This is a genomic window from Flavobacterium sp. CECT 9288 (genome assembly GCF_918731615.1).
Taxonomy (GTDB): domain Bacteria; phylum Bacteroidota; class Bacteroidia; order Flavobacteriales; family Flavobacteriaceae; genus Flavobacterium.
This window is the reverse complement of sequence record NZ_OU957226.1, coordinates 1,565,913-1,592,259: the sequence shown is the minus strand read 5'-3', so window position 1 is coordinate 1,592,259 and position 26,347 is coordinate 1,565,913. Positions and strand designations below refer to the sequence as shown.

At 32.7% G+C, this 26,347-nt stretch carries 21 protein-coding genes and 1 tRNA gene; 16 read left to right on the top strand and 6 right to left on the bottom strand.

The window, feature by feature from the left end; translation table 11 throughout:
- Nucleotides 1-29: 29 nt before the first annotated feature.
- Both LQ189_RS06945 and LQ189_RS06940 read right to left on the bottom strand, forming a co-directional pair.
- A complete protein-coding gene (locus LQ189_RS06945; protein ID WP_221916998.1) occupies nucleotides 30-254 on the bottom strand; it encodes a hypothetical protein in 225 nt (74 codons plus the stop codon).
- Nucleotides 255-532: 278 nt separating this feature from the next.
- The gene (locus LQ189_RS06940) at nucleotides 533-2,509 is read right to left on the bottom strand and encodes a thiamine pyrophosphate-dependent enzyme (protein WP_230155305.1); all 1,977 of its coding nucleotides are present in this window, start codon (nucleotides 2,507-2,509) and stop codon (nucleotides 533-535) included.
- A gap of 167 nt (nucleotides 2,510-2,676) precedes the next feature.
- Here LQ189_RS06940 and LQ189_RS06935 point away from each other — a divergent pair, with 167 nt between their 5' ends.
- The 8 genes from LQ189_RS06935 (at nucleotide 2,677) to LQ189_RS06900 (ending at nucleotide 10,242) form a co-directional block, all read left to right on the top strand.
- On the top strand, nucleotides 2,677-3,627 hold the full coding sequence (locus LQ189_RS06935; RefSeq protein WP_230155303.1) for an isopenicillin N synthase family oxygenase: 951 nt from the start codon (nucleotides 2,677-2,679) through the stop codon (nucleotides 3,625-3,627).
- Between the two features lie 138 nt (nucleotides 3,628-3,765).
- Nucleotides 3,766-4,095 (top strand): translation initiation factor, encoded by a 330-nt coding sequence (locus tag LQ189_RS06930; protein WP_230155301.1) that lies wholly within the window; start codon nucleotides 3,766-3,768, stop codon nucleotides 4,093-4,095.
- Nucleotides 4,096-4,184: 89 nt separating this feature from the next.
- On the top strand, nucleotides 4,185-5,057 hold the full coding sequence (locus LQ189_RS06925) for a nucleoside phosphorylase (protein ID WP_230155298.1): 873 nt from the start codon (nucleotides 4,185-4,187) through the stop codon (nucleotides 5,055-5,057).
- A gap of 88 nt (nucleotides 5,058-5,145) precedes the next feature.
- On the top strand, nucleotides 5,146-6,270 hold the full coding sequence (locus LQ189_RS06920) for an SDR family oxidoreductase (RefSeq protein WP_230155296.1): 1,125 nt from the start codon (nucleotides 5,146-5,148) through the stop codon (nucleotides 6,268-6,270).
- A gap of 120 nt (nucleotides 6,271-6,390) precedes the next feature.
- Entirely contained in the window at nucleotides 6,391-6,918 is a 528-nt protein-coding gene (locus LQ189_RS06915; protein ID WP_230155288.1) for a GNAT family N-acetyltransferase, read from the top strand.
- Nucleotides 6,918-7,769, top strand: a complete 852-nt coding sequence (locus tag LQ189_RS06910; protein ID WP_230155286.1) for a substrate-binding domain-containing protein — start codon at nucleotides 6,918-6,920, stop codon at nucleotides 7,767-7,769. Before LQ189_RS06915 ends, LQ189_RS06910 begins: the two co-directional genes overlap by 1 nt.
- Nucleotides 7,770-7,790: 21 nt before the next feature.
- Nucleotides 7,791-8,723, top strand: a complete 933-nt coding sequence (locus LQ189_RS06905; RefSeq protein WP_230155284.1) for a transglutaminase — start codon at nucleotides 7,791-7,793, stop codon at nucleotides 8,721-8,723.
- Nucleotides 8,724-8,802: 79 nt separating this feature from the next.
- Entirely contained in the window at nucleotides 8,803-10,242 is a 1,440-nt protein-coding gene (locus LQ189_RS06900) for an NAD(P)/FAD-dependent oxidoreductase (RefSeq protein WP_230155282.1), read from the top strand.
- 135 nt (nucleotides 10,243-10,377) lie between these two features.
- Here the strand turns inward: LQ189_RS06900 and LQ189_RS06895 are convergent.
- A tRNA-Val gene (locus LQ189_RS06895) sits at nucleotides 10,378-10,452 on the bottom strand.
- 211 nt (nucleotides 10,453-10,663) lie between these two features.
- Between LQ189_RS06895 and LQ189_RS06890 the strand changes: the two genes are divergently transcribed.
- On the top strand, nucleotides 10,664-12,451 hold the full coding sequence (locus tag LQ189_RS06890) for an ABC transporter ATP-binding protein (RefSeq protein WP_230155280.1): 1,788 nt from the start codon (nucleotides 10,664-10,666) through the stop codon (nucleotides 12,449-12,451).
- Nucleotides 12,452-12,511: 60 nt separating this feature from the next.
- Here the strand turns inward: LQ189_RS06890 and LQ189_RS06885 are convergent, their stop codons facing one another.
- Nucleotides 12,512-13,681, bottom strand: coding sequence for a proline dehydrogenase family protein (locus tag LQ189_RS06885; protein WP_230155276.1), 1,170 nt, complete (start codon nucleotides 13,679-13,681; stop codon nucleotides 12,512-12,514).
- A gap of 289 nt (nucleotides 13,682-13,970) precedes the next feature.
- On the opposite strand from LQ189_RS06885, the gene LQ189_RS06880 reads away from it, so the two are divergent.
- The 7 genes from LQ189_RS06880 (at nucleotide 13,971) to LQ189_RS06850 (ending at nucleotide 23,208) form a co-directional block, all read left to right on the top strand.
- A complete protein-coding gene (locus LQ189_RS06880) occupies nucleotides 13,971-16,298 on the top strand; it encodes an O-antigen ligase family protein (RefSeq protein WP_230155275.1) in 2,328 nt (775 codons plus the stop codon).
- Between the two features lie 8 nt (nucleotides 16,299-16,306).
- Nucleotides 16,307-17,374 (top strand): 3-dehydroquinate synthase, encoded by a 1,068-nt coding sequence (aroB, locus tag LQ189_RS06875; protein ID WP_230155274.1) that lies wholly within the window; start codon nucleotides 16,307-16,309, stop codon nucleotides 17,372-17,374.
- A gap of 289 nt (nucleotides 17,375-17,663) precedes the next feature.
- The gene (locus LQ189_RS06870; RefSeq protein ID WP_230155273.1) at nucleotides 17,664-19,064 is read left to right on the top strand and encodes an arginine decarboxylase; all 1,401 of its coding nucleotides are present in this window, start codon (nucleotides 17,664-17,666) and stop codon (nucleotides 19,062-19,064) included.
- Nucleotides 19,065-19,155: 91 nt separating this feature from the next.
- A complete protein-coding gene (locus LQ189_RS06865; RefSeq protein WP_086454768.1) occupies nucleotides 19,156-20,127 on the top strand; it encodes a deoxyhypusine synthase family protein in 972 nt (323 codons plus the stop codon).
- 9 nt (nucleotides 20,128-20,136) lie between these two features.
- The gene (locus LQ189_RS06860) at nucleotides 20,137-20,541 is read left to right on the top strand and encodes a DNA primase (RefSeq protein ID WP_230155272.1); all 405 of its coding nucleotides are present in this window, start codon (nucleotides 20,137-20,139) and stop codon (nucleotides 20,539-20,541) included.
- Between the two features lie 73 nt (nucleotides 20,542-20,614).
- Complete coding sequence (recQ, locus tag LQ189_RS06855; protein WP_230155271.1) at nucleotides 20,615-22,726, top strand: DNA helicase RecQ; 2,112 nt, start codon at nucleotides 20,615-20,617, stop codon at nucleotides 22,724-22,726.
- Between the two features lie 8 nt (nucleotides 22,727-22,734).
- Nucleotides 22,735-23,208: a DNA-deoxyinosine glycosylase gene (locus LQ189_RS06850; protein ID WP_230155270.1), complete on the top strand. Its 474-nt coding sequence runs from the start codon at nucleotides 22,735-22,737 to the stop codon at nucleotides 23,206-23,208.
- A gap of 4 nt (nucleotides 23,209-23,212) precedes the next feature.
- Here the strand turns inward: LQ189_RS06850 and LQ189_RS06845 are convergent, their stop codons facing one another.
- Complete coding sequence (locus tag LQ189_RS06845) at nucleotides 23,213-23,728, bottom strand: DinB family protein (protein ID WP_230155268.1); 516 nt, start codon at nucleotides 23,726-23,728, stop codon at nucleotides 23,213-23,215.
- 11 nt (nucleotides 23,729-23,739) lie between these two features.
- The gene (locus LQ189_RS06840) at nucleotides 23,740-26,325 is read right to left on the bottom strand and encodes a phosphoenolpyruvate carboxylase (protein WP_230155266.1); all 2,586 of its coding nucleotides are present in this window, start codon (nucleotides 26,323-26,325) and stop codon (nucleotides 23,740-23,742) included.
- Nucleotides 26,326-26,347 lie beyond the last annotated feature (22 nt).

Below are 26,347 nucleotides of genomic sequence, written 5' to 3'. Positions count from 1 at the left end.
ACAAAAAGGAGGCTAAAATGCCTCCTTTTCTATTCAATTTCTTTACGACCGCGCAATATATCCTCAAAACTGGAACATTTTACAAACTCTTGTTCACCATCAATAAGCATTGGTAAATAAATAAATTCTACTTCTGAAAGGTCTTCTTTCAAGTAAAAAGCCATATCATCTAATTTATAAAACCATTCTTTGTCAAATTGTACTTTATTTATAGTGGCATCTTTGACTAATAATTTTTCGTTAAGCGGCTTCATGACAACGTTTTTATTTTTTTTCCAAAAATAGAAACATCATTTTGTTACTACAAATTCAATTGAATTATTTTCGAAAAAAATGCACAACAATAAAAAGATTGGAATGTAAAAACTTATAGTTACTTTTAATAAAAAAATATGAACGGATTTTTTAAAACTATCATCGCCGGATATGGCGCAAAAAAATTAGGAGGCGGTTGTTTTGGAACCATCCTCCTATTCATAATTATCTATTGGATTTTAGGATATTTTTAAAATCCGAATTACTTTGCTTAATTTTAATAAGCTAATAACTCAAGTAGCTCATTTTTAAAACGATCTTTTGGTAAATACTGATCTTCAAGTGCTTTTGTAAAAGGAATTGGCGTGTCTAAACTGGCCACTCGTTTTACTGGTGCATCCAAATATTGGAAACAATTTTCCATAATCAATGCTGATAAATCACTAGCTATTCCCCCAAACAAACTATCTTCTTGATAAATTATTGCTCTTCCTGTTTTTTTAACAGAGGCAAAAATGGTCTCTGTATCCAAAGGTTGAAGCGTTCTTAAATCCAATAAATCTGCTGAAATTTCTGGATTTTTTGATAAAGTTTCTAAAGCCCAATGCACTGCCGCTCCAAAAGCGATAATAGTTACCGAATTTCCTTCTTTCAATAGAGCCGCTTTTCCTAATGGTAAGGTGTAATAATCTTTAGGAACGTCTTGGTATACGCTTCTATACAATTGCTTGTGCTCAAAGAACAATACTGGATTTGGATCATTAATAGACTCATTCAACAAGCCTTTAGCATCATACGGGAAGGCAGGATAAACTACTTTTAAACCTGGAGTTTTAGTAAACCATGCTTCATTAGTTTGCGAATGAAACGGTCCCGCTTGAGTTCCACCGCCACAAGGCATTCGTACTACAACATCGGCTTTTTCTAGCCATCTATAGTGCGATTTGGCCAATAAATTTACTATTGGATTGAATCCTGTCGAAACAAAATCAGCAAATTGCATTTCAACAATCGCTTTGTAACCATTAATAGAAAGTCCCATTCCCGCTGAAACTACTGCACTTTCGCAAATAGGTGTATTGATCACGCGCTCTTTGCCAAATTGCGCTACAAATCCATCAGTAATTTTGAATGCTCCACCATACTCAGCAATGTCTTGCCCCATGATGACTGAGTTTTCAAAGCGCTCCATAGACTGTTTCAAAGCACTGGAAATAGCATCTATAAAGCGGATGTTTTCTTTTTCCGTTGAAGGTTTAACTTCCTCATATATAAATGGTTTGTATACATCATTTAGCTCTTCAGTTAAGGAAGCCTCTATTTCAGGTTCTGCATTGGCTAGAGCCAAACTGTCGTCTATATCTTTCTTAATTTCTAATCGTAGTGCTTCATCAAATTCACTTGTAAGAATCTTGTTCTCTGACAAAAAGTTTCTAAAGTTTTCTACAGGATCTTTTTCAGCCCACATATCCATTAATTCCTGCGGAACGTATTTTGTTCCACTCGCCTCCTCGTGCCCGCGCATTCGGAAGGTTTTAAATTCCAATAGAACAGGTCTTGGATTATCTTTCATTGAAGCCTTTAATTCAGATAATAAATTAAATACTTCCAATATATTATTTCCGTCTACAATATGACTTTCCATTCCGTAACCAATGCCTTTATCTGCTAAATTTTCACAGCGGTATTGCTCATTTGTAGGTGTAGAAAGTCCGTATCCATTATTTTCAATTACAAATAAAACAGGTAATTCCCATACCGAAGCAATATTCAAGGCTTCATGAAAATCCCCTTCACTTGTTGCTCCTTCACCGGTAAAAACAGCTGTAACTTTACCGTTTTTATTAAGTTTATTTGCCAAAGCAATTCCGTCAGCCACACCCAATTGTGGTCCGAGATGCGAAATCATTCCGATAATTTTATATTGTTGCGAGCCAAAATGAAAACTACGATCACGACCTTTTGTAAAACCATTGGCTTTGCCTTGCCATTGCGAAAAAAGGCGGTATAACGGAATATCTCTTCCTGTAAATACTCCCAAATTTCTATGCATAGGCAAAATGTATTCATCTGAATCTAAAACTGCGGTAACCCCAACAGAAATTGCCTCTTGACCAATTCCTGAGAACCATTTTGAAACTTTACCTTGACGAATAAGGATTAACATTTTTTCCTCTATTAGTCGTGGTTTTAGTATTCGTTTATATAAATCTAATAATTGAATGTCAGTAAGATTTTTTCTGTCGAAGATCATGGTTGCGGTTTTAATGTATGGCTCAAAGATAAAAAAATATAACAGTTTTGTATTATTTTGTTATATTTTTTCATGTTGTTTATAAAATTTAAAATTCAGATATAAAATTATTCTTTACATTTGTAACTGCAAGATTTATTCCTTGCAATTTATAAAATTATTTAAGTATGCAAAACATTCCTAGTGTTGACTTGCGTGATTTCCTGTCGGATGACCCGGCACGTAAACAAAAATTTGTAAATGAAATCGGAAGTGCATTTGAAGACATTGGCTTCGTAGCACTCAAAGGGCATTTTTTAAATGATCAGTTAGTTGAAGAATTGTATGGTGAAATCAGAAATTTTTTCGCCCTACCATTAGAAACCAAACGCAGTTATGAAATTCCTGGAATTGGCGGACAAAGAGGTTATGTTTCTTTTGGAACAGAACACGCCAAAGGCAGAAAAGAAGGAGATTTGAAAGAATTTTGGCATTTTGGACAATACGTGTCTGAAGATTCAAAGTACGCTGCAGAATATCCTGAAAATGTTGAAGTAAACGAACTACCTCGTTTTAATGTAGTCGGAAAAGAAGCCTACCAAATGTTAGAAAAAACAGGTGTGTATGTATTAAGAGCTTTGGCTTTACGATTAGGATTAGATGAATTTTATTTTGACAATTATGCCAAAGATGGAAATTCTATCCTAAGACCTATTCATTACCCTCCAATTACATCAGAGCCTGAAAACGCTATTAGAGCTGCTGCTCATGGTGACATCAATTTGATTACGTTGTTGATGGGTGCTCAAGGCAAAGGCTTACAAGTACAAAACCACAACGGAGAATGGATTGACGCAATTGCTGAACCAGATGAATTGGTAATTAATGTAGGTGACATGCTATCACGTCATACCAACAACAAATTAAAGTCGACTATTCATCAAGTAGTGAATCCGCCACGTGAATTATGGGGAACTTCTCGTTACTCAATTCCGTTTTTTATGCACCCAGTGAGCGATATGCCATTGAATTGCCTAGAAAACTGTATTAACGCTGAAAATCCAAAACAATTTGAAGACATCACTGCAGGTGATTACCTTTATGAGCGTTTAGTAGATTTAGGTTTAATCAAAAAATAAATTTTAATTCAATAGTTCAAGAAAGACATCGAGTTCGCTTGATGTCTTTTTGTTTTTAACTAGCTAGAAATTAAACGTTTTTAAAACTTAATTTACCTTAAATTTCTTAATGGTTAAATAATCAATAATTATAAAGTTATGGACTTACAAGACCAATTAAAAAACCTTTTCCCTGATCACGAACCCTTGCCAGAAGAGGTTGAAGCACAGGAACCCCACGAATTATACGTTCAAAAAGAACCTATGATATGTAAATTTGAAAAACGTAAAGGAAAAGCAACCACAATCATTGAAGGTTACGAAGGTACGGACGAAGATTTTAAAATTCTAGCCAAAGAAATTAAAACTAAACTGAGTGTTGGCGGTACTTTCAAAGACGATTCGATTATCATTCAAGGAGATTACCGAGATAAAATAATGGAAATATTAAAACTAAAAGGATTCAAAGTAAAACGTGTTGGAGGTTGATAGTAAGCTGTTTGCAGTCTCAGTATACAGTCTCAGTTTTAATATTCAGTTGAGCAACTTAAAACTTTAAACTTTAAACAAAAAAATAAATGATACAATCATCAGAATTAATATTAAATCCAGACGGTAGCGTTTACCATTTGAATTTAAAACCCGAAAATATTGCGCACGATATCATCTTTGTAGGAGATCAAAATCGAGTGGAGAAAATCACCCAATTTTTCGAAAGTATTGAGTTTTCGACTCAAAAAAGAGAATTCAAAACCCAAACCGGAATTTTTAAAGGCAAGCGCATTACCGTGATGTCTACTGGAATTGGTCCAGATAATATTGACATTGTAATCAACGAGCTTGATGCTTTGGTTAACATCGATTTAGAAACGCGTAAGCCAAAAGAAAATTTAACATCCTTGAACATCATCCGTATTGGAACTTCAGGTTCTTTGCAGGCTGATATTCCTGTGGATAGTTTTGTACTATCTAAATTTGGCTTGGGATTAGACAACATGCTTCGCTCCTATTTAATTGAGGAAGTTTCGAATCTAGAAATAGAGGACGCTTTCGTTCAACATACTAATTGGGATCTCAGAAAAGGAAAACCGTATGTAATTGCTTGTTCTGAAAAATTAGAGAAAATGATTGAAAGTGACCAAATGCACAAAGGAATTACAGCAACTGCTGGAGGTTTTTACGGACCACAAGGACGCGTTCTCCGTTTGAACATTCAAGATGAAGCATTGAATTCAAAAATGGATAATTTTAAATTTGGAGAAAGTCAAATTACCAATTTAGAAATGGAAACCGCTGCAATTTATGGACTTTCGGCACTTTTAGGACACAATGCCTTGTCATTAAATGCCATTATTGCCAATCGTGCATCTGGAACTTTTAGCGAGGATCCTTATAAAGCAGTAGATGCCTTAATTGCGTATACACTAGATAAACTGGCCGCAGGAATCTAAATTTACAATTCTTGATATACACATTTGTAGTTTTAAAAAACAATTTATTCTTTTTTAAAACTACATTTGTTTTTTGAACAAACAACGAATGAAAATAATACTTACCGGTGCCACGGGCGTTTTAGGATCGCACGTCATGTATGAAATTCTAGAACTTTTTAGTACTTCTAATCCCGATGGGAAACTCTTTTTGATAGCGCGAAATAAAGGAAAAAAATCGGCCCACGATCGTATCAAAGAATTACTGACAAGCAGCTACACACCTTCTGTTTTGCTTCAGCAAGGTTTTGAAAAACTTCAAAAATTTATCGAAATCATTGATACAGATTTAGCTGATATTCAAAATACGGTAACCGAAAAAATCAAAGGAGCGTATTTTATTCACTCGGCTGGTTTGGTCAATTTGTCTACAGACGAATCCCAGCGCGAAAGAATTTTTAACGAAAACACTACGATCACCAAGTCTATTTTTGAACTTTTTCATCCGTTTATTACCAAATTTATTTACATCGGAACAGCATTTTCATCAGGCAACCGAACAGGAATGATTGATAACGATTTTCATTCCTTAAATTTTGAGCCTGAACACCGCAATGCTTACGAAAACGCGAAATTTGCTTCTGAAAATTTCATTGCAACAGCTTGTACAAAAATAGGTTTGCCTTTTCAAATTTTGCGTCCCAGCGTTATCGGCGGCAACTTGCTTACTCCTGAAAACCCCTATTTTATCTCAAAATACATGGTGTTTTATTTGTTGGCCAAATTTTTCCACTTTACCTCGCAACGCAAAGGCGATCAAGAAAACGTGAGGTTTATTGTCAATCCCGATACGGTTTTAAACATTATTCCTGTAGATTATGTTGCAAAAGTTATTGTTTCAGTTTTTCAACGAAAAGATATTGAACAGTTAAACATAGTCCACAGAAAAAGCTTTAACATGGCTAACGGATTGAAATTGATTATGAAAGAGGTTGGCTATTCTAATTTTACTTTAATAGAAAACATCAAAGACTTTACCTATCAAAACACGATCGAAAAACTGTATTACGAGAGCATTGGTAAGCATTTGAGTCCGTATTTTACAACAGCGGCTAACGAGTACGACACCGAGATTTTAAATCAAATTTTAGAAATTCCGAGTTTAGATGACGACGCTTTTACCAACATGATTCGTTATGCAAAAAATCAACATTTTAAAGATATAAATGTTTAATTTTAGGAGCTGTTTCCTGCTATCCGCTATATCTCTTGTGTTCACTAGCGCTACCACAAGAGGATACCGCTTATATCAGGGCTAAGGGAAATTGTGCTAAAGACTTAAAATTAATTTACTATGGACTTAATTCTAGAAACTGACCGATTACTTTTGCGAGAAATGAAACTTTCAGATGCTGAAGCCTTGTTCGAAATGGACCGAAATCCAAAAGTACACGAATACCTTTGGAACACTCCATTAACAGATGTAAATGAGGTAAAAAACATCATCAACTCCGTTCAAGAGCAATACAAGCAAAACAAAATTGGACGTTTTGTAATGGTTTTGAAAGAAACTAATGAGGTCATTGGTTGGGCTGGACTCAAATTCAACACCGAAATGGTCAATAACAAAATCCATTTTTACGATATTGGGTATCGCTTAGATGAAAAATTCTGGGGCAAAGGCTACGCCAGTGAAGCTAGTTTTTCGTGGTTGGACTACGGTTTCAAAACTATGAAAATTCCGGTTATGGAAGCGGCAGCGCATTCGGATAACATTGCTTCAAACCGAATTTTGCAAAAAATTGGCCTTCAAATGACCGAAACCTACTTAGAAGACGGTGTCTCTTGGAACTGGTACGAATTAAAAAATCCTTTTTTATAATGAAAACATTAAAAATAGCAGGAGTTCCTGAACATTTCAATTTGCCTTGGCATTTAGCCATTGAAAACGGCGATTTTGAAAATGAAAATATAGACTTACAATGGACAGATGTTCCTGAGGGAACCGGTAAAATGTGTCAAATGCTTCGGGATGGCGAAACTGATATTGCTGTTATCCTTACTGAAGGAATTGTAAAAGACATCACAGCTGGAAATCCGAGTAAAATAGTGCAAGTATATGTTGAAAGTCCTTTAATTTGGGGTATTCATGTTGCTGCTAATTCAAGTTTTAAAACCTTAGCAGATTTAGAAAACGCTAAAATTGCTATTTCCCGATTGGGCTCTGGTTCGCAATTGATGGCTTACGTAAACGCTAGTAATCAAAATTGGGATACAACTAATTTACAATTTGAAATCGTAAATACTATCGACGGAGCTGTTGAAGCATTAACCAATGGAACAGCAGATTATTTTATGTGGGAACGTTTTATGACTAAACCATTGGTTGATCAAGGTATTTTCAGACGAGTTGCAGATTGTCCTACTCCTTGGCCCTGCTTTGTAATTGCAGTTCGCGATGAAGTTCTGCTGGAACAACCCGAAATAGTTACGAAAGTATTAGAGATTATCAATCAAACCACACAAGAATTCAAAGACATACCAAGCATTGACAAAACATTAGCTCAAGCGTACAACCAAAAAATAGAAGATATTCAAGAATGGTTGCGATTAACGCGTTGGTCTCAAAAAGGATTAGAACATCAAATGTTAAACAAAGTTCAAAATCAACTTTTTGAACTCGGAATTATTGATAAAAAAGGTACTTTTGAGGACATTGTAAAAACAGTATAGGGAACTGTTTTTATTGTAACTATGATACAAAAAAAAGAAATTAATTTTCAGGGAATTAAACATCGTTTTCAGGTCAAAAAACCTTGGGATGATGTGATCATTTTTGTACTGAATGTATTAATTGCCATTCCTCTTTTTATCATTTTACATCAAAACTTAATCAATCCCAATTGGTTTTTGAACATTGATCGCGTAGTGATTTTTATCGTTATGGTCGTAATAATTCAGTTAATTTTAAGGTTATTACGTACCATTATCATACTTTGTATATTTGTTTACCTACTTGCTTTAATTTACGGTTCTACTATTGGTAATTATGGTTTTAATAGTGTTTATGAAGATTACAATTCCATGCTTTACACCATGTCTGATAATCCATATCCTCAAGATATTATCATTGCAAAATTGTTGCCTTTTCCAAATAAATCAAAAATTGTCAACGCAATAGAATATCAAAATCCAAAAATTAGAAATTTTGCCTTAATGGCCACGAATAAGCATTTTAAAGGACTAAAAGGCTATTCAGATTACAGAACCATTATTCAATGTTTTGCCGTTTTTAAAGAAATTAATAGCCGTTGGAATTACGTAAGCGACCCAAAAGCGCGTGATTACATTGCAACTGCATCAGAATCTTTGCTTTATTTTTCAGGAGATTGTGACGATCATTCTATTTTAATGGCAGCAACTATCAAATCCATTGGTGGAACACCACGACTGATACACACGACAGGACACATTTATCCAGAAATTTTAATTGGAACTGAAGCCGATTTAGAAAAAGTCAATTTTTTGATCAAGAATATTCTTTTCCCCAAGGAAAGCGCCAATCAAAAATTACATTATCACGTTGATGAACGCGGGCAAATTTGGATGAACTTAGATTATACGGCTCAATATCCGGGTGGACCCTTTTTGTCAGAAGAAATTTTGGGTGCCTTGACATTAGATTAAATGAACATCTTTTTTGTAATTCTTTAAAATAAGTCAAATCAAAAGTGTAATTTGTTTTAGAAAAAAAGTAACGAGAATAGTGGAAAATACAAAAACATATTGGACTCTTTGTCTCGAATGTAAAGGACGTGGTAAAAAAAGTAAAGGGCTAAGTAAGAAGGTTCGAAATAAATATTTAATTGAACTAGAGATTTTTAACAAAAACAATCAAGATAAGCCAGCTCCAACCCCACCCAAAGGACACTTGTATGCTTGCTCACACTGCAGCGGATCTGGCTTAGTTAAAACGATACATGCACCAAAAGCAGACAAAGAAAATTACCCACATGTTGCCATTATTGGCGGTGGTATTGGCGGAGTTGCTCTTGCTGTTGCTTGTTTACATCGTGGAATTCCTTTTACAATATTTGAACGCGATAACAACTTTGAAGCAAGATCTCAAGGTTACGGGCTTACTTTGCAACAAGCCAGCAAAGCTATTGAAGGCTTGGGAATCATTTCATTAAATGAAGGAGTAGTTTCAACAAGACATGTAGTTCACACGATTGATGGAACAGTTATTGGCGAATGGGGAGTTAGAAAATGGATACAATCGGATGCGAAAACTTTTCAAAAACGCACCAACATTCATATTGCACGACAATCTTTGCGCTTAGCACTTCTGGAGCAGTTAGGCGGGCATGATCCAATACATTGGGGTCACCAATTAACAGATTTTAAAATATGTAACGATGAAAGTATTGATTTAAACTTTCAAGTGGATGGAAAAATAAAAAGCTATAAAGCAGACCTCGTCGTTGGGGCCGATGGAATTCGTAGTTCGGTACGGAGGTTACTGATTGGTGATGATAGTAGTACTTTACGCTATCTCGGTTGTATTGTAATATTAGGTATTTGCCCTTTAAAAACCCTTGAAGGTCTCGATAGTCCGCTACTTGATTCGGCTACTGTATTTCAAACTGCCAATGGCAAAGAACGAATCTATGTTATGCCTTATGATTCATACTCAGTAATGTGGCAATTGAGTTTCCCAATGCCCGAAGAAGAAGCTAAGGCTTTGAGTGCTCAAGGAGCTCAAGCATTAAAAGAAGAAGCGTGTCGTAGAACACTGTGGCATAATCCTATTCCTCAAATTTTACTAGCAACACTAGAAGCTCAGATTTCAGGCTATCCTGTTTATGACCGAGAATTACTTAAGTCGGAGATTTTGGCGAAAGCCGGACCAGTAACCTTAATTGGAGATGCAGCTCATCCTATGAGTCCATTTAAAGGTCAAGGTGCGAATCAAGCTTTGCTTGATGCACTTTATTTGGCTCGCGTAATAACAAGAGGATGCAGGCCATTATCGCAATGGAGAAAAGTTGGAATAAGGGAAATTGTATTAACCGAGTTTGAATTAGAAATGTTAGAACGTAGTGCTACAAAAGTAAATGACTCTGCAGCTGCAGCTCAGTTTTTGCATTCCGAAATTGTGCTTCATGAGGGTGATGAACCAAGGGGAAGATGTTTGAACAGATAAATAGATTTGTTTTTTTAATACACTTGCGACTTTCTATTTTTATAGTTTATTGGAATTTTAAAAAAAAATAAATGAAGAATAGAAAAATATTTTAGAAAATAAAAAACTCCATTATTTCTAATGGAGTTTATCTTGTGGGCGATGAGGGGTTCGAACCCCCGACCCCCTCGGTGTAAACGAGGTGCTCTGAACCAGCTGAGCTAATCGCCCTATTTTATTAGGTTGCCATCATTACCTTATTGCGAGTGCAAATATAGTGTTAGAATTTGATTCTGCAAGGCCTTTTTGAAAAAAAATCAAAAAAAAAATTGAATTAAATTGTAATAATCTAGCAGACAGAATTCTACAAATAAAACGAAACACATGATATGTTTTGTATTGATATCTGTTAGTCCTACATTTGCAGTATAAACAAATATCAATGGCTAGGTTCAAAGAAAACGATTTACCAAAATCGAAAATTACGGCATCATCTCTGCAAAAAGCAACTGTTATTTTTCGTTTTGCTGGAAAGCATCAATGGAAATTTTATGTAGGTTTACTTTTTTTAGTTTTTACGGGGGGTACGGCTCTGGCATTTCCTAAGCTGATGGGAATGCTAATTGATTGTGTTAAGAATAAAGACAATGACCAAGCAAACCTAATTGCAGGCGGATTGCTTGTTATCTTATTTCTTCAATCTATTTTCTCCTTTTTTAGATTGTCTTTATTTGTGAATTTTACTGAAAATACTCTAGCAAATCTTAGGTTAGCGCTTTATTCAAATTTGGTAAAATTACCGATGTCATTCTTTTCACAAAAACGTGTAGGAGAACTTAATAGTCGTATTAGCTCAGATATTACGCAAATACAAGATACACTTACATCAACCATTGCTGAATTTTTACGCCAGTTTATCTTAATTGTTGGAGGAGTACTTCTATTAGCTAATGAAAGTATAAAGCTTACCTTATTGATGTTATCTGTTGTACCGCTGGTTGCAATTGCAGCTGTTGTATTCGGTAGATTTATCAGAAAATATTCTAAAAATGTTCAAGATAAAGTAGCTGAAAGTCAGGTTATTGTAGAAGAAACAATGCAAGGTATTAGTATTGTAAAGGCCTTTGCGAATGAATGGTATGAAATTGCTCGATACAATTTAAAAATTAAAGAAGTTGTTTCAATTGCAATAAAAGGTGGAAAATATCGCGGTTATTTTGCTTCCTTTATAATTTTCTGCCTTTTTGGGGCTATTGTGGCCGTAGTTTGGTACGGAGTTCATTTGAGTATTAGTGGCGAAATGAGTGTGGGTCAATTGATTTCATTTGTATTATACTCCACCTTTGTAGGCGCATCTTTTGGCGGTATAGCAGAGCTTTATGCACAAATTCAAAAAGCAATAGGAGCTACAGAACGTGTTTTTGAACTGCTTGACGAAACTCCAGAAAAAATAAACTCTAACAAAGAGAAAGTTGAAGTACAAAAAATAAAGGGAACAGTAGAATTTAAAAATGTTGCATTTAGTTATCCATCAAGAAAGGAAATAAAAGTTTTGAAAAACGTGAATTTTTCGGCTAGTTTTGGTCAAAAAATAGCAATTGTAGGACCTAGTGGAACGGGGAAATCTACAATAGCTTCACTCCTGCTTCGTTTTTATAATATTGATAATGGCGAAATTTTAATTGATGGAAAAAGTATTTACGACTACGATCTTGAAAACCTTCGCGGTAATATGAGTATTGTTCCTCAAGATGTTATTCTTTTTGGAGGAACTATTAAAGAGAATATTGCTTACGGAAAACCTAATGCAACGGACCAAGAAATTTTAGTGGCTGCAAAACAAGCTAATGCATATCAATTTATAGAAAGTTTTCCAGAAAAATTTGAGACAATAGTAGGTGAAAGAGGAATAAAACTTTCAGGCGGACAACGTCAACGCATTGCAATTGCTAGAGCTTTATTGAAAAATCCTAGAGTTTTAATCCTAGATGAAGCAACTTCAGCTCTTGATAGTGAAAGTGAAAAATTAGTTCAAGAAGCTCTTGAAATTTTAATGGAAGGTAGAACCAGTATTATTATTGCACATAGACTTTCAACAATTCGCTCTGCTGATCAAATATTAGTTTTAGATAATGGTATAATTGCCGAAAAAGGAACACATCAAGATTTAATTGTCCTTGAAAATGGAATTTATAAAAATTTAAGCAACCTGCAGTTTAGTAATTCTTAAATTATTTTTAGAACCAAAAAAAACTCCAATTTGATAACAAATTGGAGTTTTTTGGTTTTATTATTTTCCTTTTCTTCTATTTCTTTCCGCTTTAATCATCATTAACTCGCGGCTTGTTTGACCAGCTACTGATGTATTTTCTTCCGCACGACGAATTAAATAAGGCATAACGTCTCTTACAGGACCAAAAGGTAAATATTTAGAAACATTATAATTTGAATTGGCTAGATTATAACTGATATTATCACTCATGCCGTATAATTGCCCAAACCATATTCTATTATCATTAGATTTAATTCCTTTTTCATGCATTAAATTCATGAGTGTATACGTGCTTGACTCATTGTGAGTACCAGCAAATATTGACATCATATCTAAGTTTTCAGTCATGTAACTAATGGCCGCATCATAATTAACATCTGTAGCTTCTTTTGAGGCACAAATAGGTGTAGGATATCCTTTTTCTTGAGCACGTACATTTTCTTTCTCCATATACGCACCACGAACTATTTTCATACCTATATGAAATCCTTCATTTTTAGCTTGCTCATGTAATTTTTTCAGGTAATCCAATCGGTCCCAACGGTACATTTGTAAAGTATTAAAAACAATTGCTTTTTCTTTATTGTATTTGCGCATCATTTGAGTAACAAGATCATCGGCAGCATCTTGCATCCAACTTTCTTCACCATCTATTAATAATGATACATTTTTTTCATGAGCTTCCTTACAAACCAAATCAAATCGAGCTACCACTCTATTCCATTCAATTTGTTCTTCTTCATTTAATTTCTCATTGTTACCTAGCTTTTCATACAATTCAAATCGTCCAAAACCTGTTGGTTTAAAAACGGCAAAAGGAATTGCATCTCTTTTCTTAGCAAAGTCGATTGTTTTTAATGTCATTTTCAAAGCAGCATCAAACTGATCTTCTTCTTCTTTTCCTTCTACTGAGTAATCCAATACAGAAGTCACGCCTTTAGTAAACATTTTATCAACAACGCTAAGACAGTCCATTTCGTTAACACCTCCACAAAAATGATCAAAAACCGTTGCTCTTATTAATCCTTCTACTGGTAAATTTGCTTTGATTGCAAAATTGGTAACTGCTGTTCCTATTCTAACAAGAGGTTGATTAGCTATCATTTTAAATAAAAAATATGCACGATCAAGTTCTGTATCGCTTTTTAATGCAAAGGCAACTTGTGTATTATCAAATATCTTTTCCATTATCTGTTCTAATTTTATACAAATATAGGCAGACTTTGAATATTTTTATAAAATTTGATGTCAAAAAAAAGAAAAATGCAATAGGAACTTTTTTATGGTATTAAATAATTTAAGAATTGATAAATTTATACATTTGACAATTAAAAGTTTTATATTCAAAAATGCGAAATTATCAAATGCCTTTTAAAAAAAATAAAAGAGTAAATTAAAGTGTTTTGAATAGAAATAAAAATAGTATTAACCTAGCGTATCTCTTTAGATATTGAAACTAATTCTTACCAAAATTAAAATGAATACAGAAATTAAAAACGATACAGTACAAAGCTCATTTTATGAAAATTTCATGGCATTATTTTTTCTTTTTTGTTATTTTTTGATTGATTTTTTGCCTCATTTTAAAAGTATTGAAATACTAAACACGCAGTTTGTTTACATGGCTGTGGTCAATATTGTTGCATTACTCTACCTTTTTAGCAATAAAAAAGTAGCTTACAAAAAGACTAAATTCTTCTCTAGTGAAGGTTTAGTTTTAAAAATCTATTTTTTGTTTATTATTCTTTGTGGTTGCTCACTATTTTTTAGTAAAAATCTTTCACTGTCAATCAATAGCTTTATTCAATTACTGATTGTTGTTGTAATGATTCTTAATTTGATTCTTTTATTTAGAGATAAATTGCATTTATTGTATCATATTGCTGTGCTTGTGGGAATAAGTGTTTTTTTACAAACCGTATTTCAATTAAGTACTATATTGCAAGACTTTGAAAGTGTAACTAATGCTTTAAACAACTTAAAAGGGAATACAGGAAACGTTAATATTTTTGCAGCGAGTCTTAATGTTAAAATTCCTTTTTTAGTACTAGGAATTTTACACTACAACAACTGGAAGAAATGGTTTTTAGCTTTATGTTTGTTGCTAGCAAGTTTTACAGTAATCTTAATTAGTTCTAGAGCTGCTTATTTGGGGTTATTTTTTCAAGTTGTAGTCTTTCTAATAGTCTATTTTAAAATACATTCATTCGCGAAAAAAACAGCTGAACAAACAATCTATATTCTAATTCCAATAGCGTTGGCTGTTTTTTTAAGTAGTATCGTTTTTAAAAATAGTGATAGTGTTGGAAGGTTTGAATCCGTAAGTACTAGAATTGTGCAAATTGCAGATACAAATGAAGCTTCTGCATCTGCGAGGTTGAATTATTGGAACAATGCAGCGAAAATGATTTCAAAAGACCCCATAACGGGCATCGGTCTAGGAAATTGGAGAGTTGAAAGTATTCCTTATGAAAGAACCACCATTGATGAAGCATTAATTTCTTCACATACTCACAACGATTTACTTGAAATTGCAGCCGAAACGGGAATTATTAACGGCTTAGTCTATTTGAGTCTTTTTGTTTTAATATTTTTTATCAACGCTAAAAATATTTTCACAAAAAACGATACCGATAAAACTATTTCATTACTTGTTTTAATGCTTTTTACAGGGTATTTCATAGATGCCTTTTTTAACTTTCCGTTGTACAGACCTACAATGCAACTGGCTTTTGCATTGATGATTGTATTTACAGTTTTAAATTCAACCAAGTATTTAGCTGTAAATAGTAGCTCACAAAAGTTAGGTTTACTTTTAATTATTGTTAGCGTGGTTACAACTTGCGTCTCTTTTATGGACTGGAGAGCTGCTCAGTTAGAATACAGAATAAAATTTGATAAAACCCCAGTATCTTCTAATGCAATCCTTAATGAATTCCCAGCTATTACAAGAGTAGGTATTTATGGAGAAACATTTTACCAACACACAGCAATTGCATTGTTTAATGAGAATAACTTAGAGGAAGCTGAAAAATATTTTAAATTATCAAATACAATAAATCCATTTATGGGTATTTCAAATTGGTATTTACATAAAATAGAAAAATTAAAAGGCAATCAACAAAAAGCTTATGAGTACGTAAAATCAGCTTTTTATGCTAGACCAAGAACACTTAATTTTTATTTAGATGGCCTTAGAATGGCAGTTGTACATAAGGATACTGCTGAAATATTTAAGCTACACAAACTTTTTAGTCAATATAGAAGTATGCCTTCGAACTGGAAAAATACAGCAGTTGCTCTCAAACAGGCGGGTTACAATCCAAACAAAATAGAGGCTTTTATCAAAGAAGGGGTGAAAATTTATCCTAATGATTCTACATTAACTAAAAAAATAAATCAAGAAACATCAGCTTCTACTATTCAAAACAATACTTCTGAACCTCTAGAAAATGCCCCAAAAACAATAAATTATATGATTGAGGCAAAAAAATTGGGAGACGCTAAACAATTTGAAAAAGCTATTGTACTTTATGAAAAAGAACTAGCGTTACATCCCGAAAAAAAGGTAATTTACCAAGATATAGCCGTTTGTTATTTTAGTTTAAATAGAAGTGAAACCGCTATTAGTTATTTGCTAAAAATAGTAAACGAACCAACACTAAATGATGGTAAAACCGAATATTTGCTTTCAGGTTGTTATTATAAAATGCAAGACAAAATAAATGCTTGTAAGTACCTAGGGATTGCAGTTAATAAAAATTATCCAGGAACAACAGACCTCTTTAATAAACTTTGTAAATAAAAATAAAAATGCAAACCATACACGCCAATAACTATCCCATATACTTCAATGAAAATGCTTATACAGCGCTTAATGAATATATTAGTAATAATAAATTTTCTAATATTTTTATTATTGTAGATAATCATACAAATGAACACTGTTTACCAATTTTTCTATCAAATTTAGAAACTGATTTAACAATTGAAATTATAGAATTTGAATCTGGAGAGGAAAATAAAAATATTGAAACATGTGTTCAAATTTGGAATGTTTTAACAGAATTAAAAGCCGATAGAAAATCACTAGTTCTCAATTTAGGTGGTGGTGTAGTTACAGATTTAGGAGGCTTTGTTGCATCTACTTTTAAAAGAGGTATTGAATTTATCCACATCCCTACCACTCTTTTGGCTATGGTTGATGCTTCTGTAGGTGGAAAAAATGGTGTTGATCTTGGTAATCTCAAAAATCAAATTGGGGTTATTAATGTTCCTAAAATGGTATTGATAGATACACAATATTTAGAAACCGTACCACAAAACGAAATGCGTTCTGGTCTTGCAGAAATGCTTAAACATGGCTTAATTTATGATGCAAGTTATTGGAAAACATTTACCGATCTTGATGCATTTGATTTTGCTGATTTTGACAATCTCATATATCGATCTGTTGAAATCAAAAATGAAATAGTAATGCAAGACCCTACAGAAAATAATATTAGAAAATCGCTTAATTTTGGACATACATTAGGCCATGCTATTGAAAGCTATTTTCTGGAAAACGATTCTAAAAAAACACTTCTACATGGAGAGGCAATAGCAGCTGGTATGATATTAGAAAGTTATCTTTCATGGCAAAAAGGGCTATTGAAAGTAGACGAATATTCTCAAATAAAAGCGTGTATTAAACACATTTATGAGGATATAGTATTTGATCAAAAAGACATAGATCCTATACTTGAATTACTAGTTCATGACAAGAAAAATGAATTTGGAGAGATACAATTTGCCTTAATCGAAGGCATTGGTAAAATCAAAATAAATCAATTGGTTGAAAATGAAATGATTCTTCAAGCATTTCAAGATTATAAAAACTAAATATTTTTTATAAAAAAGGATTGCATCACGTATATATTATTTTTTACATTTGCACCAATGAAAAAAAGTCGAAACAAATTCAAGTATTGCTCTAATAAAAACAGTAACAAAATGTCTTTTTTAAGGATGTTAAAACGTTTTTATTCTATAAAGGGAAATTTTAGTTTTGATGTTTTTCAATACATGAAATCAGATACTGAGAAACTTCAAATTGTGTATGCTAATATTAGGGTTTGAATTATAGATTAATCTATTTTATTTAAATATTTAATCTACAAAATCCATATCCATGAATACAAAATATTCTGACTTAATAAATCAAACATACTATTTTCCACAAGAAGAATTTACATTAAATAAAGATCATTTACTTTTTCATAATATTGATTTAATGAAATTAGTAGAGCAATATGGTACGCCTTTAAAGTTTACCTATTTACCTCAAATTTCTAATAACATCAGCAAAGCAAAAAGCTGGTTTAGAAAATCAATGGAAAAAAACAAGTACGAAGCAAAATATTACTATTGCTACTGTACTAAAAGCTCTCATTTTGAATATATTATGAATGAAGCTTTCAAGAATAACATTCACATAGAAACCTCTTCGGCTTTTGACATTAATATTGTTGAAAACCTAATGGAGAAAGGTAAGATTAACAAAAGTACCTATGTAATTTGTAATGGTTTTAAAAGAGATCAATACATAGAAAACATTGCTCGTTTAATAAATAACGGACATAAAAATACAATACCAATCATTGACAATTTTGAGGAATTAGACTTGTTACAAGGTCAAATCAAAAATAAGTTTAAAATAGGTATTCGTATTGCAGCTGAGGAAGAACCTAAATTTGAGTTTTATACCTCTAGACTCGGTATTGGCTATAGAAACATAGTTCCATTTTACAAAAAAGAAATTAAAGAGAATAAAAAATTGGAACTGAAAATGTTACACTTTTTTATCAATACTGGAATCAATGATAATGCATATTACTGGAACGAATTAGTAAAATGTATTAAGGTTTATGTTGCACTTAAAAAAGAATGCCCTACACTTGATGGATTAAATATAGGTGGAGGTTTTCCAATAAAAAATTCATTAGCTTTTGAATATGATTACCAATACATGATTGATGAAATCATTAATCAAATTAAAATTGCTTGTGACGAAGCTGAAGTTGATGTTCCAAATATTTTTACTGAATTTGGATCCTTTACGGTAGGTGAAAGTGGTGGAGCTATTTACCAAGTTTTGTATCAAAAGCAACAAAATGATAGAGAAAAGTGGAATATGATTGATTCTTCATTTATTACCACTTTGCCAGATACTTGGGCCATTAACAAAAGGTTTATTATGCTTGCAGTTAACCGTTGGAATGATACTTATGAGCGGGTATTACTAGGTGGAATGACTTGTGATAGTGATGATTATTACAACTCTGAGCAAAATATGAATGCCATTTATTTGCCTAAATACAACAAAGAAAAACCATTGTATATCGGGTTTTTCAATACTGGTGCCTATCAAGAAACTATTGGAGGTTATGGTGGTTTGCATCACTGTTTGATTCCGCAACCAAAACATATCTTAATTGATAGAGATGAAAACGGAATTCTTGCTACTGAGGTGTTTTCTGAGCAACAAACGTCTCAAGATGTTTTAAAAATTTTAGGTTACGATCGAAAATAATCTATATCAATTAAGGGACGATTTCAAAAAAAATGTTAAATTTGAGATAATTTTAACATTAATTACAAAAAGATTTTAAAATTTATATAAAATGAGTAAAGGACCAATCAGTCAGTTTATCGAAAAGCATTATTTGCATTTCAACTCTGCATCTTTAGTTGACGCCGCAAAGGCATATGAAGACCAATTAGCAAATGGTGCAAAAATGATGGTGAGTATGGCTGGCGCTATGAGTACTGCTGAGATTGGAAAGATATTCTCTGAAATTATCCGCCAAGATAAAGTTCATATTATATCTTGTACAGGAGCAAATTTAGAGGAAGATATCATGAATCTTGTTGCTCACTCACATTATGAAAGAGTTCCAAACTACAGAGATTTAACTCCTCAAGATGAATGGGATTTATTAGAGCGCGGTTTAAATCGTGTTACGGATACTTGTATTCCTGAACATGAAGCTTTTAGACGTTTACAAAAGCATATTTATAAAATTTGGAAAGATGCTGATGATAAAGGAGAGCGCTATTTTCCACATGAATTTATGTATAAAATGTTATTATCAGGTGTTCTTGAAGAATACTATGAAATCGATTTGAAAGACAGTTGGATGTATGCTGCAGCAGAGAAAAATTTACCAATTGTTGTTCCAGGTTGGGAAGACAGCACTATGGGTAATATTTTTGCTTCTTATGTACTTAAAGGAGATTTGAAAGCATCTACAATGAAATCAGGAATTGAGTATATGACTTTCCTTGCTGATTGGTACCCAAAAAACAGTTCAAATGGAATAGGATTTTTTCAAATTGGTGGTGGTATTGCAGGTGATTTTCCTATATGTGTGGTGCCAATGTTATATCAAGACATGGAAATGCATGATGTCCCTTTTTGGAGCTATTTCTGTCAAATATCTGATTCAACTACAAGTTATGGTTCCTACTCAGGAGCTGTACCAAATGAAAAAATTACTTGGGGTAAATTAGATATCAAAACACCTAAATTTATTATTGAGTCTGATGCAACCATTGTTGCCCCATTAATATTCGCTTATTTATTAGATCTATAATATACATTTATGAAAAGAGTAATTGTTGATTACGCAAAACTTACCAATGAAATTTTAAACCTTCTTGTTGATAAATTTCCAGATGGTTATGATGATTCAAACATTATTAGTTTTAGAAACGCAAAAAATGAATTAGTTGAAGCAGTAGAAGTTAGAACTGAAGATACAATTTATTTAGTAAAAGTAAGTACTAAACTAGCTGATAGAATTGAGAACTATGACGAAGATGATGAAATTATCTTAGATGATGTAGTAGAACCAATCAAAGGCTTAGATCTAGATGATGACATCGATGATGATGAAGACGAGGCTATCGATAAACCTGATACAGATTCTGGTGATGATGAAGATGACGAAGATGATAATGACAGAGATTTTTCTGATGAAGATGAAGAAGATGAAGACGAAGATTAATTAGTTTTTAAAATAATTAAAAAAGGAACTCCTAAAAAGAGTTCCTTTTTTGTATAAATAGGTAAAACCAACCATGACTCAAGAAATTTTACACGCCAAATTGAAAGAAAATTTTGGATTTGAAAAATTTAGACCTAATCAAGAAGACATAATAAATAGCATTCTTTCAGGACAAGATACGCTTGCCATTATGCCTACAGGTGGCGGGAAATCAATTTGTTTTCAATTGCCTGCTTTACTTTTTCCGGGGATTACAATCGTTATATCACCTTTGATCGCTTTGATGAAAGATCAAGTGGACAGTTTAAGAGCTAATGGAATTGAAGCTTGCTTTATCAATAGCAGTCAAACAGAAAGTGAAAGAAGCTTTTATACGGAACGCTTACAATCAAATACTATAAAACTAGTTTATGTTGCACCGGAAAGCTTGTCTTTTTTGGACAATCTCTTTAATACCTTAACTATTAGTTTAATTGCTATCGATGAGGCACATTGTATTTCATCATGGGGACATGACTTTAGACCTGCTTATACTAATTTGGGTTATTTAAAAAACAGGTTTCCCTCCACTCCTATTTTGGCCTTGACCGCCACAGCCGATAAAGCAACTCGAAAAGACATTAGCAGTCAGTTGAATTTAAAAAATCCACAGTTATTTGTAGCTTCTTTTGACAGAAAAAATTTAAGTTTAGAGGTTCGTCCCGCACTTGATCGAGTACAACAAATTATAAAATTTATTCAAGATAAACCAAATGAAGCTGGAATAATTTACTGCCTGAGCAGGAAAACAACCGAGGAACTTGCAGAAAAACTAAAGAAAAATGGTATTCATGCTAAAGCTTATCATGCTGGTTTAGATAGCTCCGTTCGTTCTAAAACCCAAGATGAATTTATAAATGATGATTGTAATATCATTTGCGCTACTGTTGCTTTTGGAATGGGGATTGACAAATCAAATGTGCGCTGGGTTATTCACTACAATTTACCGAAAAACATTGAAGGCTATTATCAAGAAATTGGTCGTGCGGGTAGAGATGGTTTGCCATCAGAAACAGTTATGTTTGAAAGTTACGGAGACGTTATTCAGCTTCAAAAATTTGCATCACAAGGATTAAACGCCGAAGTGCAACTAGCAAAACTGGAGCGTATGAAGCAATATGCTGATGCACTTAGCTGCCGGAGAAAAATACTCTTATCCTATTTTGGTGAATTGGTAACAGAAAATTGTGGAAATTGTGATATTTGTAAAAATCCACCCTTGTTTTTTGACGGAACTGTTCTGGCTCAAAAAGCACTTTCCGCTATAGTTCGTTTGCAAGAATTAGAGCCTTTACCCGTAATTATTGATTTTTTAAGAGGGTCCAAAAATGCTTATATTTTTGAAAAAGAATACCAAAATTTGAAAACTTATGGTGTAGGTTCTGATCAATCTTGGTACGATTGGAACCAATACTTAATTCAGCTAATCAATTTGGGCTATTGTGAAATTGCATTTCATAGACAGAACAAGATTAGACTTACCACTTTGGCAAAAAAAGTTTTATTCGATAATGAAAAGGTTCAATTAACGGCTGTTCAAAAATTAAATGTAGAAAAACAAGAAACTAAAGTAAATAAAAGTAAAACAGTAGCAAATTCTCTTTTTGAAAATTTAAGGAAATTGCGTTACGAAATTTCTAAAGAAGAAGCAGTTCCTGCGTATGTGATTTTTAGTGATGCGGCTTTACGCCAAATGGAAACCGAAAGACCTACTAGTGAAAATGAATTACTAGCCATAGATGGTGTGGGTAAAGCTAAATTAGAAAAATACGGTGCTGCATTTATACAAGCTATACTTGATTTTCAAAAAGCCAAAGGGGTTAAAAAGAAAAAAGAGGCAACAACATACAAAGAAACTTTTGATCTGTATCAACAAGGATTATCAGTTGAAGAAATTGCTCAAAAAAGAAAACTGGGTTTAAGTACGATTATGTCCCATCTAGCAAAACTTTTTGTTGACGGTAAAAATATTGATTTAACTCCATTTATATCTGATGATGAAGTTATAGAAATTGCAGTAGCCAAAACGAAACTAGAAGCACCAAGTACGTTAAAACCTTATTTTGATTACTTTGAAGAAAAACTAGACTATGGAAAAATCAGGTTAGGATTGGCAATTTTAGAAAAAGAAAATGCAGTACTTTAAAATTTAATATGATTCATTCATTCCCACCTTTTGTAAATGCACAAACTAAAATTTTAATTTTAGGAACTATGCCTGGAATTGCATCATTAGAAAAGCAAGAATATTATGCGCATCAAAGAAATCATTTTTGGAAAATAATGTTTACACTATTAGATAGTTTTCCTGCAACTGAAGAATTTGAACTAAAAATACAAGTACTACAAGAGAGTAAAATTGGGCTTTGGGATGTTTTAAAAAGTTGTGATAGAAACGGAAGTTTGGATATTCATATAAAGAATCACGAAATAAATGATTTTGAAACATTATTTACACAATTTCCATCTATAAAAACAATTGTATTCAACGGAAAAGAGAGTCATAAGTACTTTTTCAAGAAATTTGGACAAATAAAAGGCATTACGTATTATGTGATGCCTTCTACAAGTCCTGCAAATACTATGTCGTTTGATAATAAACTTAAAATTTGGTCAACTGCTTTTTAATACATTATAAATATCTTTCTTCAAAAACTTTTTGATGATGTTTTTGATGACCAATCATAATGAATCCAATTGCTCTAACTGATATTGCTGAGTTGGATGCTGTTCCAATTCTTTGAAATTGATCAGAACTTAAGCTTTTAAAAAACAACAAACTTGAATGGCGCACTGCCGATAATTCTGTAAGCAATTCTTGAATGCTTCTTTTGTTGGCTTCAGTATTGATAACATAGATATTTTCATCAAAACCAGGTAAAGGCGTTTGATCGTTTCTAGAGATTCGTAACGCTCTATAAGCAAAAATACGTTCCGTATCAATTACATGTTGAATAATTTCTTTAATATCCCATTTTCCATCAGCATACCTGTAGTCAAACTTATCCATAGGAATGTTTTGAACAAATTTAATGAACTCATGTAATGAAATTTCTAATTCTTCAATAAGATCTACCTCTCCTAAAGCTTGAATATATTGAGCATAGAAGGGTGCATATTCATTAATTGGTAACTGTGTTGATTTCATATTTGTATTGTTTAAGCGGAGTTCCTACTGGCGTTTGTATTTCCAAATAAAGAACGGGTTACTATTTTCTCGTATACTTTTATTAAGGCTTCGTCTGGTTGCGATTCTTTATTTAATTCATTTATTCTTAATAATGCATATTGTTGTATTGTTAACAATGGCAATACAATACGTTCTCTTATTTGAATTGATGCTTTACCATCAGGGTAATTCTCCATTAATTCTTTATGACCAGCAATTTTTAATAATAATCGTTTTGTTTCTAAAAATTCGTCGTAAATAATTTGCCAAAAAGGACCAAATTTAGGGTCTTTTTTCATGTAAGCGGTCAAAGGGAAAAATGATTTAGCCAGTGACATCATACTGTTTTCAAGCAATGTTTTAAAGAACAATGAATTATCATATAAATATTGAACTTTATTCCACTGATTTGAATCTTCAAAGTGTTTTAAAGCTGTACCTACTCCAAAAAAACCAGGTACATTTTGCTTTAATTGACTCCAAGAACCTACAAACGGAATTGCACGTAAATCTGCAAAATCTAACTGTGCTGATTTATTTCTCTTTGCAGGTCGGCTACCAATGTTAGTCTTAGCATAATATTTAAGCGTACTCATTTCCTCTAAATAAGGAATAAAATGAGGATGATTTTTAAAACTTAAATATTTGTCGTAACCCAAATTTGCCAGCTGATCTAGAATATTCTTATCATTAATGGACAATTCGTTTTGATTTTTATCAAAAACTTGATTACTCACTCCGGCACTCAATAAGTTTTCTAAATTGTATCGACAGGAATCTAAAGTTCCAAAATTAGAGCTAATTGTCTGACCTTGAACAGTGACTTGAATTTCATTGTTCTCAATATTTGGTCCTAATGAAGCGTAAAACTTATGCGTTTTTCCTCCACCACGAGCTGGAGGTCCGCCTCTACCGTCAAAGAAAATAACTTTAATGTTGTATTTTCTCGAAATCTCAGTAAGCATTTCCTTTGCTTTATAAATACTCCAATTTGCCATTAAATAACCACCGTCTTTAGTTCCGTCAGAAAAACCAAGCATAATAGTTTGCTTATTGTTCCTGTTTTTCAAATGCTCAGCATAAATAGTATTGGTGTATAATTTTTCCATTATTACATCAGCATTTTGCAAATCATCAACTGATTCAAAAAGAGGAACAATATCAACTGTAGGATTTTCCCAATCACTCAATCGAAACATGGCCAAGGTTTCTAAAACATTTAGCGCACTTTCATTATTACTTATGATATAACGATTTGCCCCAAATTCACCATTATTTGATTGTATAACACGAATAGCATTAATTGATTCTAACGTAGATTGGGTAATCTCATTTTGAAATACTTTTGGGTCTACATTTCCTTTGATAGTTTCTAAAGCTAAAATCTTTTCAGTCTCAGAAAGATTCTTATAGTTTTTTGGAAAAATAGTCGATTCTACTTGATGGAAGTAATCAACGATATCACTAAAAACAGCATCATGAATTTTACTATTTTGTCTAATGTCTAACGTAGCAAAATGAAAACCAAATAAGTTCAACTTAATCAGCAAAGCATCTAATTCGTCCAAATATAAGGATTGGTGCTGCTCAATAATTATTTGTTTGATTTTTAATAATTGAGTGTTGAAATCTTCAAGAGTTATATAAATATCACCTTTTGAATAAAAAACAGAACGATATAGTTTTTGTTCAAGTTCCGTAATCAAAGTATCTACACCAGAAAACGTTAACTTTCTTTTTAAATTTCTTATTTCGATGTAATAACATTTTAAAATAGAGGTTCTTAGACGTTCAGCAACCTTCAAAGTAATCTCAGTAGTTACAAATGGATTTCCATCACGGTCTCCTCCTGGCCAAAAGCCTAGTTTTATTAAAGGATTTTTTATAGATAAGGAATTAAAAATATTTTTTTGTAAGTACTGAACAATCTCTCCAGAGGTTTGATAAAAAACGTTTTCAAGAAACCAAATCAAACTTACTGCTTCATCAAATGGGCTAGGCTTGTCTTTTTGAATAAAAGGAGTTTTTCCTAATTGGGCTAATAATTGTTTAATATCAAGAAGATCATTTTTACGAATGGCTTCGGTTAAATCATTAATTATTCCAAGCACTGCTCCAGGATAAAACTGAGTAGGATGCGCCGTTAAAACCGTTCTAACATTAAAATTCTCTAAAAACTCTACTAATTCTTCTTCATTATCTTTTACATCTGACTTTTCTTTGATATCTCTCAAAGAACCAATACCCTCCATATTATTTACCACAGGGAAAGCAGCATCTTCAATAGCATCAAAAAGCACAATTTGTCGTTCGATGTATTGAATAAAACGAAACATAATATCAATTTTCTCTTGCTCAGAGGCATTGTGTAAGTATCGCTCCGTAAAAAAATCAACAATTTCTTTAGGAGTTTCTTGTTTTTTAAACCCAGTATCACATATATCTGTAAAAAGCGGTAATAACGCTCCTGTATTATCTATAGAGTGAAAAGGCAAAGTAATAAAAACACTATTGTAAATATGGTATTTAGATAAAACATCTTGATTAAAACGTTCTATTTTAGGTAAAGTATACATAGTTTTGAGTGGTTGGTTTAGT

What these genes read in the sequence shown, in the direction of transcription:
- LQ189_RS06945 (WP_221916998.1), bottom strand. Translation starts at nt 254, where the DNA reads ATGAAGCCGCTTAACGAAAAATTATTAGTCAAAGATGCCACTATAAAT.
- LQ189_RS06940 (WP_230155305.1), bottom strand. Translation starts at nt 2,509, where the DNA reads ATGATCTTCGACAGAAAAAATCTTACTGACATTCAATTATTAGATTTA.
- LQ189_RS06935 (WP_230155303.1), top strand. Translation starts at nt 2,677, where the DNA reads ATGCAAAACATTCCTAGTGTTGACTTGCGTGATTTCCTGTCGGATGAC.
- LQ189_RS06930 (WP_230155301.1), top strand. Translation starts at nt 3,766, where the DNA reads ATGGACTTACAAGACCAATTAAAAAACCTTTTCCCTGATCACGAACCC.
- LQ189_RS06925 (WP_230155298.1), top strand. Translation starts at nt 4,185, where the DNA reads ATGATACAATCATCAGAATTAATATTAAATCCAGACGGTAGCGTTTAC.
- LQ189_RS06920 (WP_230155296.1), top strand. Translation starts at nt 5,146, where the DNA reads ATGAAAATAATACTTACCGGTGCCACGGGCGTTTTAGGATCGCACGTC.
- LQ189_RS06915 (WP_230155288.1), top strand. Translation starts at nt 6,391, where the DNA reads ATGGACTTAATTCTAGAAACTGACCGATTACTTTTGCGAGAAATGAAA.
- LQ189_RS06910 (WP_230155286.1), top strand. Translation starts at nt 6,918, where the DNA reads ATGAAAACATTAAAAATAGCAGGAGTTCCTGAACATTTCAATTTGCCT.
- LQ189_RS06905 (WP_230155284.1), top strand. Translation starts at nt 7,791, where the DNA reads ATGATACAAAAAAAAGAAATTAATTTTCAGGGAATTAAACATCGTTTT.
- LQ189_RS06890 (WP_230155280.1), top strand. Translation starts at nt 10,664, where the DNA reads ATGGCTAGGTTCAAAGAAAACGATTTACCAAAATCGAAAATTACGGCA.
- LQ189_RS06885 (WP_230155276.1), bottom strand. Translation starts at nt 13,681, where the DNA reads ATGGAAAAGATATTTGATAATACACAAGTTGCCTTTGCATTAAAAAGC.
- LQ189_RS06880 (WP_230155275.1), top strand. Translation starts at nt 13,971, where the DNA reads ATGAATACAGAAATTAAAAACGATACAGTACAAAGCTCATTTTATGAA.
- aroB (WP_230155274.1), top strand. Translation starts at nt 16,307, where the DNA reads ATGCAAACCATACACGCCAATAACTATCCCATATACTTCAATGAAAAT.
- LQ189_RS06870 (WP_230155273.1), top strand. Translation starts at nt 17,664, where the DNA reads ATGAATACAAAATATTCTGACTTAATAAATCAAACATACTATTTTCCA.
- LQ189_RS06865 (WP_086454768.1), top strand. Translation starts at nt 19,156, where the DNA reads ATGAGTAAAGGACCAATCAGTCAGTTTATCGAAAAGCATTATTTGCAT.
- LQ189_RS06860 (WP_230155272.1), top strand. Translation starts at nt 20,137, where the DNA reads ATGAAAAGAGTAATTGTTGATTACGCAAAACTTACCAATGAAATTTTA.
- recQ (WP_230155271.1), top strand. Translation starts at nt 20,615, where the DNA reads ATGACTCAAGAAATTTTACACGCCAAATTGAAAGAAAATTTTGGATTT.
- LQ189_RS06850 (WP_230155270.1), top strand. Translation starts at nt 22,735, where the DNA reads ATGATTCATTCATTCCCACCTTTTGTAAATGCACAAACTAAAATTTTA.
- LQ189_RS06845 (WP_230155268.1), bottom strand. Translation starts at nt 23,728, where the DNA reads ATGAAATCAACACAGTTACCAATTAATGAATATGCACCCTTCTATGCT.
- LQ189_RS06840 (WP_230155266.1), bottom strand. Translation starts at nt 26,325, where the DNA reads ATGTATACTTTACCTAAAATAGAACGTTTTAATCAAGATGTTTTATCT.